A 17,119-nucleotide genomic window follows, 5' to 3' on the forward strand; every position below is an offset into this window, starting at 1 on the left:
TGTCATGTTTAATTTGGTTTTATTTTATCTGTCTTAAAAGCATACCGGCATAAAATTTACCACCGCCTTTAAAGTATGTCCTGTCAAGTTCGGGCTGGTTTTTATCCTTTTTGTCTTTTTCGTCCTTTTCCGAAACTTCTTCGCCAGCGTTAAACCTGTTATCCCATATCTTTTTCTTATCTACTGTAACAGTCCCTCGTTTTACATAAGTGGTAAGGCCGGTCTTAGGGTCTACAGTTTGTTCAAGCACCTCAAATTTTTCACCGCCCTCAAGCCCCTCCTTCATACCAATTTTAGCGGTAACGGGTTCGCCGGAGTATATAGGGGTTTTGGGTTTAAACACTTCGTATGCTTTTTGCAGCTTGGCAAAAACATGCTCAACGTTACGCACGGTTGCCAGCTCAACGATCTGATCTTCGGTACGGGTTTGCTTTAGCGAAAAAGTAACCAGGCTGCTTGACTTTTCGCTGCCGATATACTCCATCTGAAAAAGGTTGCTGTTATCAAAAGCCGCTTTCTTCTTCGCATCAATCTTTCCTTTTTCCATCCACATATCATTGTAAAAAACGGCTGCGATCGAGTCGTTCCACTTCAGGCGGTACAGGTAAGATGTGGTCCAGACCGAGTAGCCTTCTTTAGCCTTGTTATAGGCCACATCCAGCAGCTTATATGCAGCCGGCTGGAACATGGCAGGTAAATTATTAGCTTTTAGTTTGGCTACCTCGCGTATGGCAGCGGCAATAGGTTCGTTACTTATAAATTTAAGGCGTGTTAATACAACAAAGGTGTTGCCTATTAACTCTTCACCTGCGTCTGATAAGGAGGCTGTGCCCCTTGCGCTGCCCTTGGCAATGTTTGCCTGCATTTCGGTAGCGTCATACGATCCGCGCTCGCCAACAAGCTTCATGTCAAAAGAGCCATCGGCCTGGCGGTTAAACCACTTGGCAACTAACTTGTTGGCTATCTTTTTGTCTTTAATGATCTTATCGGTTATAACCGGCATGTCAGCCGCGTCTTTATCAACAATACCCGCAGTTGCGCCCGCTAACATGTTAGCCCCAAAAGCAGCCATGCCGGTTTTTTTGGTGCCGGCTGTAATTTTCTCAGCGTCTGTAAGCGCATATGGGGTTGGGTCCACACTATTTACGTCAATTGCATGGTTATTATATTTATCCGGGAACGGGGCCTCGTGATAGGCCTTCATTACTACTTCCTTGCGCGGAAAGTCTTCTGATTCCAGCAGGATAAGGTGTAACGAGCTGCGACGGTATTTCAGCTCTGCTTGTTTATCGGCAGGCGCCTGCGCATTCGCACCAAAGCTCAGCCCTAAAAACAAGTTTAGTACAATAGTTAATTTGTTAGTTTGTTTCATGATGGTGTAAGTGTTTAAGTATCATTTTAGCTTTAAAATTACCCGGTTAACAGGGTGGATTTTCAGGATTAAAAGTAGGTTCAATATGTGTTGGCAGGCCGAGTTATAATCACATATATTTAGGGTGTTTTCACCCACGCATAATATTATTATGCAAACAATATTTGTTATACCGCCGGTATGATATTTTACCCAACCCTATTTGATAATGCCGACAATATCACTTTAACAATGATCTGTTATTTGCCTTGCAATTTTGATCGGGCAGCAATGAGACACCTTTGGGGAACGATGACATGAGGGTGATGTTTTGTATCAATAGTTTCATAATTAAGGATTTAAGCTTGGATAAATATATACGTATTACCCATCAACGACAATAGGATTTGGCGTTAACAAGCAAAAATACCCAATACTGGGTATGTAAACAGGCCTTCAAGAAAATAGACTTGCCATATAAAACAATTTATAAACCTTTAATTACCCGACATGATTTTATGAATAATATATTTCATAAGTATCACTAATAATTAATGATACTTAACCGGTTTTTATCGGAAAAAATTGAAAGAAATTGAAAGAAATTGAAGGAAATTGAAAGATTCGGAAGAAAATTTAGTAAGGGTCTACATCAGGCTGTATTATACTGCCTTTGCTTAGTTTGGTGGTTTGGAAATTTGTAATAACATCCCTGATAATGGCTTTTGCCTTAACAATGGAAATGGTATCACGCTCGAACTTGAGCATAATAGATTTAATGTAATAATTGCGGATACGATTGATAAGCGGTGCCTCGGGGCCAATAACGCGGTCGCCAAAATGGCTGCGCAATTCACCGGCCAGGTACTCGGCCTGGTTGTACAATATCTCGGCATTTTTGTGTTTGATATCCAGGCTAATGATGCGGAAATAAGGAGGATATTTAAAACTTTTGCGTTCCTCCATCTCGGTAAAATACAGGTCGCTGTAATTATTTTCGATCACTTGTTTTATCACCCGGTGATTAGGGTCGTAGGTTTGAATAACCACCTTGCCCTGTTTCCCGCGGCGCCCAGCCCTGCCGCTAACCTGCGCCAGCATCTGGTAGCTTCGTTCGTTGGCCCGGTAATCGGGGTACTTCAGCAAGCTGTCGGCATTAATGATACCAATAACCGTTACATCTGCAAAATCCAGTCCTTTGGCAACCATCTGGGTGCCCACCAGTATATCTATCTTTTTTTCTTCCAGATTGTTCAGGATATTTTGCAGTGAGTTACGCGACCGTGTGGTATCAAGATCCATACGTGCCAGCCGAACATCCGGCATCAGTACAGACAGCTCGTCTTCTACTTTCTCTGTGCCAAACCCCTTATACTCTAAATTGGTTGATCCGCAGGCAGGGCAAACGGTTGGGTTATCTTCTTTGTAACCGCAGTAATGGCAATGCAGCTTGTGGGTATGTTTATGGTATGTTAGGCTCACATCGCAATTGATGCACTTTGGGGTGTAGGCGCAAACTTTACACATCAGCACGGGCGCGTAGCCGCGGCGGTTCTGAAACAGGATCACCTGCTCTTTATGATCAAGCGCAAGCTGTATATCCTGCATCAGCACACTGCTAAAATGCGATTGCATGGTTTTGCGTTTGGTTTCTTCGGATATGCTTACCACCTCTATTAAGGGCAACTGCACGCCACCGTAGCGCTCGGTTAATTCAACTAAACCGTACTTATGCCCCCGAGCGTTAAAATACGTTTCGAATGATGGCGTCGCCGAACCCAATAACACCTTGCCTTTATACATGTTGGCCAGGTAAATGGCCGCATCGCGGGCGTTGTAGCGCGGTGCCGGGTCAAACTGTTTATACGATGTTTCGTGCTCTTCATCAACAATTATCAGCCCCAGATCGCTAAAGGGCAAAAACACCGATGAACGGGCGCCAAGCACAACTTTATATTCGTTATTCAGCACTTTTTGCCAAACCTCTACCCGTTCATTATCGTTGAACCGCGAATGATAAACGCCAATGGCACCGCCAAAATATATCCGTAGCCGCTCTATGATATGCGTAGTTAAAGCGATCTCGGGCAGCAGGTAAAGCACTTGCCTGCCGGTTGCTATCATATCTTCTATCAGCTTTATATATATCTGCGTTTTGCCCGATGAGGTAACACCATGCAGCAGCACCACATCTTTTTGCAAAAACTGCTCTTTTGTTTCTTCGAGTGCCGTTTGCTGTGCCGGGCTTAATACAAAATTGCTTAACTGGTCCTCATCTTCATGGTAGCCAAGCCGGCTAATGGTTTTATCCTCAGCAAAAAAAACCTCTTTTTCTATCAGCGATCTGATGCTCGCGTCGCCGCTACCACTTTCCTCTATCAGTTCACTTTTCGACACCGCTTTTTGCCCACGCGATAATTTGATGAACGCCAGCACGGCATCAGCCTGTTTAGGGGCACGTTTTTCAAGAATGACAAACAGCTCGCGCAGGTTGTCCTGATTGTGATAGGCCGGGTTAAGTGTTATATAGGTGCGTTTGCGGGGTTTATAACGTTCGTTTACTTCTTCGGATATATTGATGATGTTTTTTTCGAACAGCGATTTAAGGATAGGCATCACCGTTTTTTGCCCTAACAGCTTCGCAATATCGCTTATGGTAAGGTCGGGCTGTATATCCAGCGCTTCGGCTATCAGGAATTCTTTATCATTTAGTGCCGACTTGTCGTATTCAAAGTCTTTATTCAGTATGATCCTGGTTTCGCTGGCTAGTTTCAGCGCCGATGGAAGCGCGGCGTTCATTACCTCGCCTGTGTTGCACATATAATAATCGGCAAGCCAATGCCAAAACTGCAGTTGCCGGGGGGTAACTACCGGCTGTTCATCTAAAATATCAATAATGTATTTGGCCTCGTACTTTTGGGGCGCAAGCTCAGTTATATTTAATACTATGGCTGTATAAAGTTTGCTTTTGCCAAACTGCACCACCACCCTTTTACCTGCAGCTATGGCGCTGTTAAGTTCAAAAGGCACGCGGTAAGTATAATTACGGCTTATAGCTAAGGGCAAAATCACTTCAACAAAAAGTGTTTTACGTGTAGGCTGCAAGCCATCGGCAAATTCTAACATTGGTTTATTTGTTTCTGAAAGCAGCGAAAGCTAAAAACGCCCATCCTATAATAAATAGCAAACCACCTATTGGTGTTACGGGGCCTAATGCCGATAAACCAGGCATTCCTAAAACATTGCGGCAGGCCAACAGGTAAAGCGAGCCTGAGAACAATATGATGCCAAAGGTAAAAAGGTAATACGCGCTTACAATAACCTTGTTTTTAAAACGTGTAAAGGTTGACAGGAACAGCAGGGCAAATACATGGTAAAACTGGTATTGCACAGCTGTATGCCAAACTTCGAGCTGGTACGGAGATAACGAGGCCTTTAACGCGTGCGCGCCAAAAGCACCCGCAATAACGGCCAGGGCGCCAAGCAGCGATGCTGTAATGATGATTTGTTTGTTCATGCAGATATAAAAGGCTAAGTTAACCAAATGAGGTGAAAGGTGAGCGATTTTCAATCGTTCAATCAATAATTACTCATAAATTGCACACGTAAATACGTAATGAAACGATTAATAGTTATTACTCTATTTTTACTTGCCGCAACGGCATTTATAACCTTTAAGTATTTTAAAAACTTAAATACCTCTGGTATGCACGCCGGTAACATTATACGCACCATTCCGGATAACGCGGCGGTTGTATTTGAATTTACCAACGAAAAAAGTTTTTATGATATTTATAATGGCAATGATCTGCTCAAAAACCTCATAGGCGGTCAAAAAATAAGCGAGCTTGATACCGTGCGTAAGGTCTTGTTCGGGAGCACCGAGCTTGGCACATCGTTCAACGGACGCAATGTTTTTATATCGGTACACCCTTTAACTACCAACCAGCCAGACCTGCTGCTCACCACATCGGCGGCTAAGGATTTTGACATTGCCCGTTTTGATAATCTGGCTGCAAAGCAAAAAGCGGGCATGCTGATAACCCCTTTAAAAATCGGCGAAAAGCGGGGCTATAATATTTATTTTAACTCGTTAAAAAAACGGTTTTATATCATCAACATTGATGCTAATATATTTTCGGGCAGCTTTTCAAAAGAGCTGATAACCCTGTACGCCAACTACAAAGCCGACCGCGACAAACAAGCGTTTATGCTGCTGCCCGATCAGCAAAATTCAAACTCGCTGGCCAATTTGTATATCAATTACCAACGGTTGGGGCCGCTTTTTTCGCAATTGTTTAAAAACAGCAATACCGATATTTTTAAACCCTTCAGGCTGCTGCCCGCGTTAGCGGCGCTAAACCTTAATTTTAAAAATGATGCCATTATGTTTAGCGGTTATAGCAATATACAAACCAATAAGCCCGGCACTTACTTAAACATTTTTGCTAAACAACAACCGGTAACCAACCAGTTAAAAGACCTTTACCCGGCTACAACGGCTTATGCCGTAAACCTGGCGGTATCCGATCCTGTTAAATTCTCCGCCGATCTGTCTGAGTTTTATACCAACGCCGGCCTGCATGCTGAAAAGGATGCTTTGTTCACTAAAATTAAAACAGAAACAGGCCTGAGCCTGCAACGCGAGTTTGCCAATTTGCTTGGTAACGAGTTTGCCGTTGTAACCACCCGCTACCAGGAAAGAATAGCCATTATATCGGTAAAGAACGGCTCAAAACTCAAGCCCTTTGTAAACAACATCAGCCGGATGATAACTGATGATGGCGGGCAGTTCAATTATTCGAAAGTACCTTACTTTTTATTGGGTGATGTATTCAGCGCTTTTAAAAAACCATATTTCAGGGTTATCGATAATTACCTGATATTGGCCAACAGCATAAAAGAGCTGGATAGTTACAACGACACTTATTTTAACCGTAAGTTTTTGAACAAAACCCAGCAGTATGTAAAATTTGACAATCTGCAGGCCGAGCGGAGTAATGTCGCCTTTTTTATGAACTTCAAAAACGCGCAGCAAATATTAAAGAACGGGTTAACAGACGATTATTATTCTGCCTATAAAAACAACCCGTTATCCTGGAAGAATTTTTACGCCGCATCGTATCAGTTTGCCGCAACCGACAAGAATTTTTATACAAATTTTTGCTTACTACAAAATCAGCCGGATACTGTTGTTAATAAAAAAAGCGATTAAAAACACCTGATCACACAACCTAAATACAACAAATACGTTAAAGCTTAAAATATTTGAAAAGTTTTTACAAGGCTGCCCCGGCATCCATAAAGCAACAGGCATCGGGAACGTGTATGAAGAATTTTTTACTGGTAATTTGTTTTCTATTCATCTCTGTTGAAACTTTTGGCCAGCAATTTTCTCAGTACAATACAGGCACGCTATACGATTCGTTCGAGAACCCGGCCCAGGCCGCCTTTATCCCCGATACAAGCAATAAAATAGCTTTCAACCTCTTTATCCCAAATTTTAACAGCAATTTATATCTTACAGGCAACGCACAGGTGCCGCTAAAAAACCGGGTTTTCGACGGAAGATACATCAACACCGGCTTAACTATAGAAGAAGGTCGATTTAACAGGGCCAACGCAAACGCGAACATATACTCTATAATGTTTAAGGTTTTCAGCAGTTTAGACGGAAACCAGGAAATAGGCTTTGCTACCCAAACCCGTGGTGAAGGCCGTGGGCTGGTTACCGACGAAACACTGTTGTTACTTGCCGGCAGCCAAAATTTCGAGAGGGACGATTATTCGAACATATTTAACAGTAATTATACCTATCAAAGTTATCACCAGATAAGCGCCAGTTATCGCGAAAAAATAAGCAAAAGTTTTGCTTTTGGTGTAAAGTTAAGCGCACTGCTTGGTATACAATATCAGCAATTACAAATAGACAGGTCGCATATTACGTTTGACAGGGCCAATGATGCCGCCATCATCACCTTGCAGGGGCGCAACCGCAACAATTATTTACCGGGCGGTTTTAGTAAGCACGATCTTATCCCATCTTTTAAAAACCCGGGGGCTTCAATAAGTATTGGTACTATTTTTAAAACACGCGATAATTACAACATCCAGTTTAATGTAAAAGATGTAGGTTTTATACACTGGAGCGCACAATCTAATGTGGGTGAGTTTAACACTACCCGCACTGCACCGGCCATTAGCAGTAATCGCCGCGAGGATAATTTGTATGGCAGCGTTTACGATATTGTACACTCGGCCGACGTTGAAAAGGCGTTTACCAGCCCCACTAACGGAAAAATAGAACTAAGCGCCAACAGATCGTTTTGGCTGGATTATGAAAAACGTTTTAAATACTCGCCAACCGCTGTATTACAAAAAGAGATTTTTTATGATGGTTATACAGCCGCGCTGGTTAACCCGGTGCAATACAATAACCTTGTGGGCACCCTGACCACATCGTACAATAATTACGGCATATTTAGCGCAGGGCTGCAGTTTATGGTAAAATCGCCGAATATTGAGTTTTATATTGGCAGCGATAGGGTAATGCAGTCGGTAAGTTTGCTGCGGGCTGCACGCAAAAGCAATTCGCAGATCAATAAAAACGCCGGGTTCACGGGCGCCGATTTCTATTTGGGCTTTTCGATAAAATTTGGCGATATGATTGAACACCCATTAAATGCAAGCCATGTGCCCCTTGGCGACAGGCCGGGTTTTCTGAAGCGCATGTGGAACAGCGTGTTCCATAAGGATTAATTATGCCCCGGCCTTTTTGCCGGCAATAAAATCTTTAAGGTAATACGGTTCAAAGTACGCAACATCTTCAAACTCGCCACGGGTGAACTTTTCTAACGCAAGGCCGGTAAGGTGGGTTGCCGAGTTTACAAAGTTTTGCAGGAAACGGGCATTGGGATTATGGCCCAGGGTATCTATACATTTATCTGCCCCATCCCCAAAAAATAGTACCTGGCGGGCAGCAAGTATATCGCTAAAACTATTCGCATCTATGATCTCGGCCGCTGTTGGTTTTATCATTTCGCCGGTGGCAGTAAACAGGGCAGTATAAACCTCCATACGGCGGGCATCTATCATAGGGCAAAGTAAGGTGTTGCTATCAATGGCGTTTTCGGCAGTTGCCCCGCCTGCCATAGCAGCTAAAGTTTCAACAGCTATCAGGGGTTTATCCAGCGCATAGCACAGCCCTTTTGCGGTTGATACACCAATGCGCAGCCCCGTGTACGATCCGGGCCCGCAACTCACTGCAATGGCATCAAGCGATGCATAGGTGCCGCCTGTTTGCGCCATCAGCTCATCAATATAAACAGTAATAACCTGTGCATGCATATTACGGGCGTTTATCTCTTTAAAAGCCAATACCTGGCCGTTTTGCGCTAAAGCCACCGAACATGATGTGGTTGCTGTCTCTATTTGTAGTATCATTCTAAGTCGTAAGTTCTAAGTCTTAAGTCTTAAGTTATGGTTTAAAAGTTCAAATATATGACTTTTGACTTTCGGCTCAAGACTATGGACTTAATCAGGTACCGGGTCGTGCCCATGGCCGCCCCAGGGGTTGCAGCGGGCTATACGCTTTATGGTTAGCCAACCGCCTTTAAACGCCCCGTGCTTCTTTATTGCTTCGATGCCGTACTGAGAGCAGGTGGGTGTATACCTGCATGCGTTAGGCAATATAGGCGATATAAGGTATTGGTATATTTTTATCAGCAGCAAAAAAAAAGCCCCTGTAATGTTTTTGATTATACCCCACAAAAATTTCATTTAATAGCCTCCCCTGCAAGCTGTTTTAAAAGCTTAAGCATTTTTTTTTCAAAAAAATCATAAGGGGATATTTCTTTACCAATGTAGCTTACAGAAAGCACCAGCTTTTTACCGGCGCCGTTAAGCACATCGTATAACTGTACCTGCTTATTTAGCCGGTAGGCTTCGCGCATGCGGCGTTTAACCAGGTTACGGTCGACAGCGCGTTTGTAACGCTTCTTGGCTACAGAAAATACTATCTGTACAGGGAACAGCTGCCCGCTATCGGCAGGCATCCACGAAGCTTTAAAGGGATAACATAAAAAAGAAGAACCGTTATGAAAAAGGCTTTCGATAAGCTTTTTGTTACATAACCGTTCTTCTTTTTTAAAAGTGTACATAGTTGTTGTTGCTGAACCGAAAAAATGTTTACACAGCCGGTTCGGCTCCTTATAAAAGGAGTAAACAACCGTAATTATGCTTTGTGGCTGCGCTCGTCAGATACAGTTAATCTTTTTCTGCCTTTTGCTCTTCTTGCCGCAAGTATCCTTCTGCCGTTAGCAGTTGCCATACGCTCACGGAAACCGTGCTTATTTCTTCTTTTCCTTTGTGAGGGCTGAAATGTTCTTTTCATGATATATTTATTCTGTTATGCTATCGTCGTTTTTAAAAACAAGAGCGCAAATGTAGCCTTTTTTTAGTACTTTTCAAATACAAATGTTGTTATTTAATAGCGTATATTTATTAACTTATTAACATACCTAAGCACAATATGAAGTTTTTGACCAGCTTTCTACTATTATTATTACCTGCCATTGCCTTTTGCCAGGACCCTATGGCACAAAACTACAAAATATACAATACGGCAAAACAGCGCCCGGCAACAATCGACGAGATCATAAACGATCTTGATAAAGCCGACGTGCTGTTTTTTGGCGAAGAACATAACGACAGCACCGGCCATTACCTGGAAAGCCTGCTTTTTAAAAAAATAGCGGATAAATATGCCGGCAAAGCAGCCTTATCGATGGAAATGTTCCAAACGGATTGCCAGACGGTGCTGAACGAGTACCTGGCAGATATGATACGCGAGAAAAATCTGATAACAGAAGGCCGAGCCTGGAAAAACTATAAGGATTACCGCCCCATGATAGAGACTGCCAAAGCAGCGCATATACCCGTGGTAGCGGCCAATGCCCCTACCCGTTATACCAATATGGTTACCCGGAACGGCTTAAACAGTCTTGATCAGCTTAGCCCTGCTGCCAAAGCATGGCTGGCCCCCCTGCCTATTGATACAGCTACAGGCCCTTACTACGAAAAATTTGTGGCTATTATGGGCGGGCACAGCGCAATGGGCAACTTAAAGATATACCAATCGCAAAACGTTTGGGATGCCACCATGGGCTGGAACATTGCACAATTCCTGAAAGCGCATAAAGGCTACAAAGTATTCCAGGTGAATGGCGGGTTTCATAGCGAAGAAAAGATGGGTACCGCGGCCCAGTTAAAAAAGTACCTGCCAAAGGTGCGCATCATGAACATCGCCGCATATGCCGACGACAGCTTTGACAACCCTGACTGGACAAAATTCGCTAAAATGGGCGACTATATTATACTGACCAACCCTAAGCTGCCTAAGACGTTTTAATTAAAGGTTAGAGATTAGGGATTAGAGATTAGCGAGAATGCAGCCAGTGCCTTTTTTGTTTACTATCACTCGAAAGTCACCAACGCAGCTAAATGTTTGGGCGCTACTTCGCAATAGGCTGCCTTTAATATTTCGGTAAGCATTTCTTCTTTTACGGTGGATAGGTTGATGTGCGTCCACCCTTGTTTGCCCCATTTGTTGGGCACTGGGTATATTACCGAACTATCAAACGTGCTAAAGATATCCTGATCGGCAGGGGAAAGTTTAACCGTAGCCCTGCTGTGTTCAGATACCATGGTAGCAAATATCTTTTTATTTACACGATACGAAGTTTTATCAAAATGAGGCTCTTCGGTATCCTGAGGTAATGAAAGGGCAATTTGCCTTACCTTTCCAGCGTCAGCCATTAAGCTTTCTTAGCTAAAATATCGCGTATTTCGGTTAGCAATACTTCTTCTTTTGACGGTGCAGGCGGCGCCGACGGGGCGGTCTCTTCTTTTTTCTTGAAGCGGTTAATAGCCGATATTATAATGAACATCGACAAGGCTATAATAATGAACGAGATAACCTGCGATAAAAAGTTACCATATTTAATGGCCGTGCCGGGCACCACTAATTCACTTAGGTTTTTAAGATTGGCTGCTTCTAAAGCAGGTGTTAGCACAGCCGGAGTAATGATATCCTCAACCAGTGAGCTTACTATTTTACCGAAGGCACCACCAATAACAACCGCAACCGCCAGATCTAATACATTGCCTTTAACAGCAAATTCTTTAAACTCTTTAATAAATCCCATAGTGATGTGTTTTGTATAATTAAAGTTAGCAATAAATGTGTGGCTCCTCCAAACAAAACAAGTGTAAAAGCATTTAAACAACTTAAATGCACGTGCGCAAGTAATTTTAAACTTCAAGGTAATTGGTGTATTTTTGTGCTCGTCTATAATTATGCTTAAACAAAATCTTCAACAGAAACTTTTACAAAAATTATCGCCCCAGCAAATACAATTCATCAAATTGCTGCAGGTGCCAACCGTATCGCTTGATACCCGCATAAAAGAAGAACTGGAAGAAAACCCCGCGCTTGAAGATCTGAGTTTAACCAATCTGAACGAACCCGAAGAACAATACCCGGACCGCGACCCCGACGAAGACACTTACAACAGCGACGACGACCAGGGGCCGATGGATGAGTTTAATATTGACGATTACCTGCAGGACGATAACGTGAACGATTACGGCAGCCGTTATGACCAAAATGGTGATGATGACGACGACCGTAAAGAAATACCCATTGCCGTGCAGAGCTCGTTTTTTGAGAGCCTGCAGGCGCAGTTAGACCTGCTACCCCTGTCAGACAAGGACTTTAGCATAGGCAAACAAATTATAGGTAGCCTTGACGATGACGGATACCTGCGCAGGCCCATTATGTCGCTTACGGACGACCTGGCCTTTTCGCAAAACGTAATGGCCGATGATGAAGAGGTGGAAGACATGCTGAAGGTGATACAGGGTTTTGACCCGCCGGGCGTTGGCGCGCGCAGCCTGCAGGAATGCCTGCTGATACAGCTACGCCGCAAGGACGCGAATGACCCGATCATCAAGAAGGCTATATTGGTGGTTGAGAACTACCTCGAAGAGTTTACCCGCAAACATTACGATAAGCTGGAAAAATCATTAAACATGAATTCGTCCGAGCTGCGTGGCGTGGTGAATGAAATTTTAAAGCTTAACCCTAAACCCGGGGATAGCAACGAGGTAAGCACCAAGCAAATGCAGGTGATACCTGATTTTCATATCAAGAACAATGATGGCGTACTGATACTCACCCTTAACTCAAAAAACGCCCCCGAACTGAAGGTAAGCCGCTCCTACCAGGAGATGTTTCAGCATTACGATAAGGCATCGCAAAAGGATAAAAAACTAAAGGAAGCGGTACAGTTTGTAAAGCAAAAGCTCGATTCAGCTAAATGGTTTATCGATGCTATAAAGCAGCGCCAGCAAACACTGCTGAAAACCATGAACGCCATAATGCAGTATCAGTATGATTTCTTTTTAACCGGCGACGATAAGAACCTGAAACCGATGATCCTGAAGGATATTGCGGACAGAATAGGTATGGATATCTCCACTGTATCACGTGTGGCAAACTCTAAATACGTGCAAACAGAACATGGCACCTTCCTTTTAAAATCGTTCTTTAGCGAGGCTATCCAAACCGAAAGCGGCGAGGAAGTATCAAATAAGGAAGTTAAAAAGATACTTGAAGAGCACATTGGCAAGGAAGACAAACGCCACCCGCTGGCCGACGAAAAACTTACCGAAATATTAAAAGACGCCGGCTACAATATCGCCCGCCGTACCGTAGCGAAATACCGCGAACAAATGAATATCCCGGTAGCGAGGTTGAGGAAGGAACTGTAATCCCCCCCTGCCCCCTGAAGGGGGAGTTCTTGAAAAGCATAACGCTTAACGTCTAATAATAAATGCAGAAACACGAAATAACTTGACTTTCGCGATTTGACATTCATTATTGGGTGTTCAATATTTTTTACACTCCCCCTTCAGGGGGCCGGGGGGCTCACCACCCATGCTGCGGGCTGGTTAGCCTGTACCGGTTGTTTAGCATAATACCTACTACAATTTCGTGAGAACCATTGCTTACGGTGCGCAGGGCCGAAGTTGTGGCGTCGTACGAGTAGCTCACATTAATGAATGAGCTTAGGTTAAACCCTGCCAGTATACCAAACGAATCGTCCTTACGGTACGAACCGCCAAACCAGAACCTGTCGCGAAAGGAAAGCTTCGCATTGATATCGAATGTTGTTGGGGCGGGTTTTATGAATTTTATCAACGCCGAAGGCAGCAGGGATACATCGTCGGTTAAATAAACCTTATAGCCGCCTGTAATAAAATAATGCGGTACGGTTTTACTTAGGTTTGAATTGTTGCCGGTGGTTATATATTGGTTTTGAGGTAAAATTTGTTGTGCAGATAACCCGAAAAAGTAATTTGACGAGTACGCCCAAAGGCCCACGCTCGCGTCGGGCCGCCACTGATTATTATTGATATTATTCAATAAGGGGTCGTTCTGGTTCTCTAAGGTTATCAACGACGTATTTAAATGCAACTGATTGGCACCAGCTGATACACCCACCGCAAGGTTAAGCTTATCCGTGATACCCAGGTGATAGGCATAAGTAACGGCCAGATTGGTTTGATCGATAGGGCCGGCTTTATCTGTTACCAGCATAAAGCCTATGCCATGGTGTGGCTCGGCAGCCCGGTAGTCCCGCGAATACATCCTGCTATACGGGTTATCATCACCCGATGGGAAGGAAGTAGCGTCGCCTTGCGTAAAATTGGTACCTAAGGGCGCGTTTATGCTAAAGTAAGCCGTAACGGGCGCCCCTTCAAGTCCTGTCCACTGGCTGCGGTAGCCCAGCTTTACGTCGGTATAGTTCTCTATACCGGCAACTGCCGGGTTAAGCAGGTAATTATTAAATATATATTGCGTGTACTGCGGTTTTTGCTGCGCGTAGGCGCTTGTTAAACAAAAACATACAACCGTAAAAAGTAAAGCTCTCTTCAACATTTATTTAATAATAGTAACACTGCCCGAAATTACCTTCCGGCCGTTTTTAGGGTTTATAATATAATAATATGTACCCGTAGGTAGTATACTACCGTTGTACCTGCCATCCCAGGGGATTGCATAACCAACAGACGAATATACTTTTTCTCCCTGTCTGTTGTATATGTCAACCGTATTTCCTGGGTAAGTTTCTAAATATTTTATTGTCCAGGTATCGTTTACCCCATCGCCGTTAGGTGTAAAGGCATTTACAATTACCGGTTTTTTAAGCACTGTAACAATTATTTCGTCGCTTGACGCGCAACCGGCGTCTGTGGTAACAGTAAGTTTATATCTCTGGTTATCAATAGCGGAACAAACCGGGTTAAGTACATTTGCATCGTCGAGCCCTATAGCAGGTTCCCATTTATAGGTTAAGCCGCTGCCGCTTGCCTTAGCCGGTAAAACCACGCTTTCGCCCTCCAGCAATGTCAGGTCGTTTCCGGCATCAACAGTTGGTAAAGGCGCTACAACAAGGTCTTGCGTAGCAGTAGCCTGACATCCGTTTTGTCTTATAAAAGTATAAGTTATGGTAAATGTGCCGGGGCCTGAAATCGCCGGATCAAACAAACCTGTTGAAGTAATGCCTGTGCCGGTGTAAATACCATCCCCAATAAAGTCCTTATTATCAGCTACAAGCTGCACAGGCCCATCTCCCTCGCATATCGGGCTGACAGCGGCAAGCGAAACTATCGGGTTGCCCTTAACCGTTATCTCGTGTTCGGCCCCATTGTCGCAAAGCCCATCCTCCCCTGTGTAAACCATCATTTTTACGGTGTACTTTGCATCAGTAGCCAACGGCGGGTACCTGTGGTGATAATTGCTATCTGCCGGGATCTCGTTCTTATTGAATATCTCAAAGCTTTCGGGATGGTTTATAAAATCAAACCATATCTTCACTTTGGTAATACTACCCGGCTCTGCAACAGATCTGTCGTGAATAATCACATCGGCCGCGCTGCATAAACTTGGCGCATACGAAAAATCGGCGGCAGCATAATCAGCGATCGAGAAATCAAAATCTATATCCCTGTTAGACCCGCACTCATCAGTTAAGGCTACAACCGTGGCCGTGTAACTGTAATTACCTCTTGGATATTTAACATAACCGGGGTAATCATACCGGTAAAGTGTCTTTCCATCACGCTGAAAAGGCACTGCAATGGGGCTGTTAAAAACCTGCACCGGCGAGCCGTCGTTAAAGTTCCATTTTATCTGCGGTGTTTGGTAGGGCAGCACCAGTTGTAGTTTATACTCAATACCGCTGCAGCCATTTACCTGGGTAGTATTGGTTTGCGGGTCTACAAACGTTATGTATTCATCCAGGTTCCTCAGGTTTGTCCCGGCCGAGTACCCGTACGATTCATGGTCGCCAAACCCATAGGCTATAGCATTAAATCCATCATCGGCGCTGATGTAATGTGTGCCTTCCTGTACGGGTATCTGTGCATAAGCATAACCGCCGCCATTTAATATCGCTGTAAAATTAGTATAAGGTGCACCGTCAATTTTAAAGCTTGATGCCTTATTAGCTTTAATCACCACATTAACGTAATGTTTGTTTATTGCATAATAGCCTGATGAATAAAGCGTCACATGGTCAAGCGTTTGCTCAATGGGGTTCAGGTATATCATCTCCGGGTCTCCCCTGTCCCGCAGGTCAAAATCGCAGCTGTTGGGCGTTGTTTTGCCCTGCGATACCGCGTACTGTACTACCTGTATGGGCTTATTGGCTGTAATGGTGTTTGGCTCGTTTGATGAAAACTCGTACACATTATTGCTTTGTATAGCAGCGGCGGTTATAGCTTCCCCGTTAACTGTAAGCATAGTGCCAGGATCGCTTAAAAAAACGCGGAAAATATCATAATGCCGCCCTTTTAATGGTACCGTTATGTAGTTTTTGCCCCAGGATGCGGTTGGGTAAACCTGTTGAAAAAGATTATCAGATGTAAAATTGTTATCGTGGCATCCGATGCCGATTTTTGAACTGCCCGAAAAAACCGCGATTTTTTTACACTGTCCCACACTGCGTATTTTAGTGTTGGTTAGGTCGGTTGCCGAAAGGCCCTGGTAAACTTCGCCTTTATTTAAGCTGATCGACAAAACCGTTCCGGCGGGTGTTCCGTCTATCAACGTTTGCGATAGCGTTACTTCAACCTGGGTGTTATCTTCGGTTGCAATGATCATAAAGGTAGAATATGCGGCCCCTTCAGCGCCGTTAGATTCCTGCTTATAATTTATGGAATAATAATCTTTGCCTAAAACCGCGACAGGCAACAAAAGGGTAGCGCCTGATACGCTTGACGCGTAAATATGAGCGTAAACAGCAACTCGTTTTTCGGCAGTAATGTGCAGGCCCTTTAAAAACTTGCCCTGGTTTGCCAAAAACGACGTTTTAGGAACCGAAACAATAGTAACCTGGTTAGCTGTAACGTTAAATGTAATTGGTTGAAAACTACCATCGGCTATCTCAACCTTCCCTGTGGTATTTTGATCGCCGGTGATGTAAAGCGCCATTTCGCTTGGCCCGTTATCTTCAATATGCAGCATGTAAGCCGTCCAGAACTCTTTGCCCTGGTTGGTAGTATTGCCCTGCGCAAAGGCCGAAAAACTGCAGCAAACAAATATGAATGTTATTAAAACACGTAACGCCTTTACCCTATTCACCTTAACAAACGTTTATAATCGCTTAAATGTAAGCAGATTTATTGTAATGATGAACAGCA

15 protein-coding genes are annotated in these 17,119 nt (G+C 43.8%); 4 read left to right on the forward strand and 11 right to left on the reverse strand.

Annotated features, from left to right (window positions below):
• Positions 1–19: 19 nt before the first annotated feature.
• The 3 genes from HDC91_RS04840 to HDC91_RS04850 all read right to left on the reverse strand — a co-directional run bounded on the left by HDC91_RS04840 (position 20) and on the right by HDC91_RS04850 (position 4,868).
• Positions 20–1,372 carry a hypothetical protein gene (locus tag HDC91_RS04840; protein ID WP_183548918.1) on the reverse strand — a complete coding sequence of 451 codons (1,353 nt, stop codon included), beginning with the start codon at positions 1,370–1,372 and terminating at the stop codon, positions 20–22.
• A 615-nt stretch (positions 1,373–1,987) separates the two neighbouring features.
• Positions 1,988–4,477, reverse strand: a complete 2,490-nt coding sequence (gene priA, locus HDC91_RS04845; RefSeq protein ID WP_183548920.1) for a primosomal protein N' — start codon at positions 4,475–4,477, stop codon at positions 1,988–1,990.
• Positions 4,478–4,481: 4 nt separating this feature from the next.
• The gene (locus tag HDC91_RS04850) at positions 4,482–4,868 is read right to left on the reverse strand and encodes a DUF423 domain-containing protein (protein ID WP_183548922.1); all 387 of its coding nucleotides are present in this window, start codon (positions 4,866–4,868) and stop codon (positions 4,482–4,484) included.
• Between the two features lie 99 nt (positions 4,869–4,967).
• Between HDC91_RS04850 and HDC91_RS04855 the strand changes: the two genes are divergently transcribed.
• Together HDC91_RS04855 and HDC91_RS04860 are read left to right on the forward strand one after the other, a co-directional pair.
• The gene (locus HDC91_RS04855; RefSeq protein WP_183548924.1) at positions 4,968–6,566 is read left to right on the forward strand and encodes a hypothetical protein; all 1,599 of its coding nucleotides are present in this window, start codon (positions 4,968–4,970) and stop codon (positions 6,564–6,566) included.
• 53 nt (positions 6,567–6,619) lie between these two features.
• Positions 6,620–8,110: a DUF5723 family protein gene (locus HDC91_RS04860; RefSeq protein ID WP_183548926.1), complete on the forward strand. Its 1,491-nt coding sequence runs from the start codon at positions 6,620–6,622 to the stop codon at positions 8,108–8,110.
• Here HDC91_RS04860 and tsaB read toward each other — a convergent pair whose 3' ends face one another.
• From tsaB to rpmH, 4 genes are all read right to left on the reverse strand, one after another.
• Positions 8,111–8,794, reverse strand: coding sequence for a tRNA (adenosine(37)-N6)-threonylcarbamoyltransferase complex dimerization subunit type 1 TsaB (tsaB, locus tag HDC91_RS04865; RefSeq protein ID WP_183548928.1), 684 nt, complete (start codon positions 8,792–8,794; stop codon positions 8,111–8,113). It lies immediately after the preceding gene.
• A 90-nt stretch (positions 8,795–8,884) separates the two neighbouring features.
• Complete coding sequence (gene yidD / locus HDC91_RS04870) at positions 8,885–9,130, reverse strand: membrane protein insertion efficiency factor YidD (protein WP_183548930.1); 246 nt, start codon at positions 9,128–9,130, stop codon at positions 8,885–8,887.
• On the reverse strand, positions 9,127–9,510 hold the full coding sequence (locus tag HDC91_RS04875) for a ribonuclease P protein component (protein ID WP_162431925.1): 384 nt from the start codon (positions 9,508–9,510) through the stop codon (positions 9,127–9,129). Before HDC91_RS04875 ends, yidD begins: the two co-directional genes overlap by 4 nt.
• A gap of 74 nt (positions 9,511–9,584) precedes the next feature.
• Positions 9,585–9,743 (reverse strand): 50S ribosomal protein L34, encoded by a 159-nt coding sequence (rpmH, locus tag HDC91_RS04880; RefSeq protein WP_162431924.1) that lies wholly within the window; start codon positions 9,741–9,743, stop codon positions 9,585–9,587.
• A 138-nt stretch (positions 9,744–9,881) separates the two neighbouring features.
• On the opposite strand from rpmH, the gene HDC91_RS04885 reads away from it, so the two are divergent.
• A complete protein-coding gene (locus HDC91_RS04885; RefSeq protein WP_183548932.1) occupies positions 9,882–10,760 on the forward strand; it encodes a ChaN family lipoprotein in 879 nt (292 codons plus the stop codon).
• Positions 10,761–10,825: 65 nt separating this feature from the next.
• Here HDC91_RS04885 and HDC91_RS04890 read toward each other — a convergent pair whose 3' ends face one another.
• Positions 10,826–11,167: an MmcQ/YjbR family DNA-binding protein gene (locus HDC91_RS04890; protein ID WP_183548934.1), complete on the reverse strand. Its 342-nt coding sequence runs from the start codon at positions 11,165–11,167 to the stop codon at positions 10,826–10,828.
• Positions 11,167–11,556 carry a large-conductance mechanosensitive channel protein MscL gene (gene mscL, locus HDC91_RS04895; RefSeq protein ID WP_183548936.1) on the reverse strand — a complete coding sequence of 130 codons (390 nt, stop codon included), beginning with the start codon at positions 11,554–11,556 and terminating at the stop codon, positions 11,167–11,169. Before mscL ends, HDC91_RS04890 begins: the two co-directional genes overlap by 1 nt.
• A 151-nt stretch (positions 11,557–11,707) precedes the next feature.
• On the opposite strand from mscL, the gene rpoN reads away from it, so the two are divergent.
• Complete coding sequence (gene rpoN / locus HDC91_RS04900; RefSeq protein ID WP_162431920.1) at positions 11,708–13,183, forward strand: RNA polymerase factor sigma-54; 1,476 nt, start codon at positions 11,708–11,710, stop codon at positions 13,181–13,183.
• 157 nt (positions 13,184–13,340) lie between these two features.
• Here the strand turns inward: rpoN and HDC91_RS04905 are convergent, their stop codons facing one another.
• Together HDC91_RS04905 and HDC91_RS04910 are read right to left on the reverse strand one after the other, a co-directional pair.
• A complete protein-coding gene (locus HDC91_RS04905; RefSeq protein ID WP_183548938.1) occupies positions 13,341–14,354 on the reverse strand; it encodes a type IX secretion system membrane protein PorP/SprF in 1,014 nt (337 codons plus the stop codon).
• Positions 14,355–17,060: a gliding motility-associated C-terminal domain-containing protein gene (locus tag HDC91_RS04910; RefSeq protein ID WP_183548940.1), complete on the reverse strand. Its 2,706-nt coding sequence runs from the start codon at positions 17,058–17,060 to the stop codon at positions 14,355–14,357.
• Positions 17,061–17,119: the final 59 nt, after the last annotated feature.

The organism is Mucilaginibacter sp. AK015 (assembly GCF_014200785.1).
GTDB lineage: Bacteria > Bacteroidota > Bacteroidia > Sphingobacteriales > Sphingobacteriaceae > Mucilaginibacter.

Excerpts from the sequence above, each read along its gene's own strand:
- HDC91_RS04840 (WP_183548918.1), bottom strand. The coding sequence starts at position 1,372 with ATGAAACAAACTAACAAATTAACTATTGTACTAAACTTGTTTTTAGGG.
- priA (WP_183548920.1), bottom strand. The coding sequence starts at position 4,477 with ATGTTAGAATTTGCCGATGGCTTGCAGCCTACACGTAAAACACTTTTT.
- HDC91_RS04850 (WP_183548922.1), bottom strand. The coding sequence starts at position 4,868 with ATGAACAAACAAATCATCATTACAGCATCGCTGCTTGGCGCCCTGGCC.
- HDC91_RS04855 (WP_183548924.1), top strand. The coding sequence starts at position 4,968 with ATGAAACGATTAATAGTTATTACTCTATTTTTACTTGCCGCAACGGCA.
- tsaB (WP_183548928.1), bottom strand. The coding sequence starts at position 8,794 with ATGATACTACAAATAGAGACAGCAACCACATCATGTTCGGTGGCTTTA.
- yidD (WP_183548930.1), bottom strand. The coding sequence starts at position 9,130 with ATGAAATTTTTGTGGGGTATAATCAAAAACATTACAGGGGCTTTTTTT.
- HDC91_RS04875 (WP_162431925.1), bottom strand. The coding sequence starts at position 9,510 with ATGTACACTTTTAAAAAAGAAGAACGGTTATGTAACAAAAAGCTTATC.
- rpmH (WP_162431924.1), bottom strand. The coding sequence starts at position 9,743 with ATGAAAAGAACATTTCAGCCCTCACAAAGGAAAAGAAGAAATAAGCAC.
- HDC91_RS04885 (WP_183548932.1), top strand. The coding sequence starts at position 9,882 with ATGAAGTTTTTGACCAGCTTTCTACTATTATTATTACCTGCCATTGCC.
- HDC91_RS04890 (WP_183548934.1), bottom strand. The coding sequence starts at position 11,167 with ATGGCTGACGCTGGAAAGGTAAGGCAAATTGCCCTTTCATTACCTCAG.
- mscL (WP_183548936.1), bottom strand. The coding sequence starts at position 11,556 with ATGGGATTTATTAAAGAGTTTAAAGAATTTGCTGTTAAAGGCAATGTA.
- rpoN (WP_162431920.1), top strand. The coding sequence starts at position 11,708 with ATGCTTAAACAAAATCTTCAACAGAAACTTTTACAAAAATTATCGCCC.
- HDC91_RS04905 (WP_183548938.1), bottom strand. The coding sequence starts at position 14,354 with ATGTTGAAGAGAGCTTTACTTTTTACGGTTGTATGTTTTTGTTTAACA.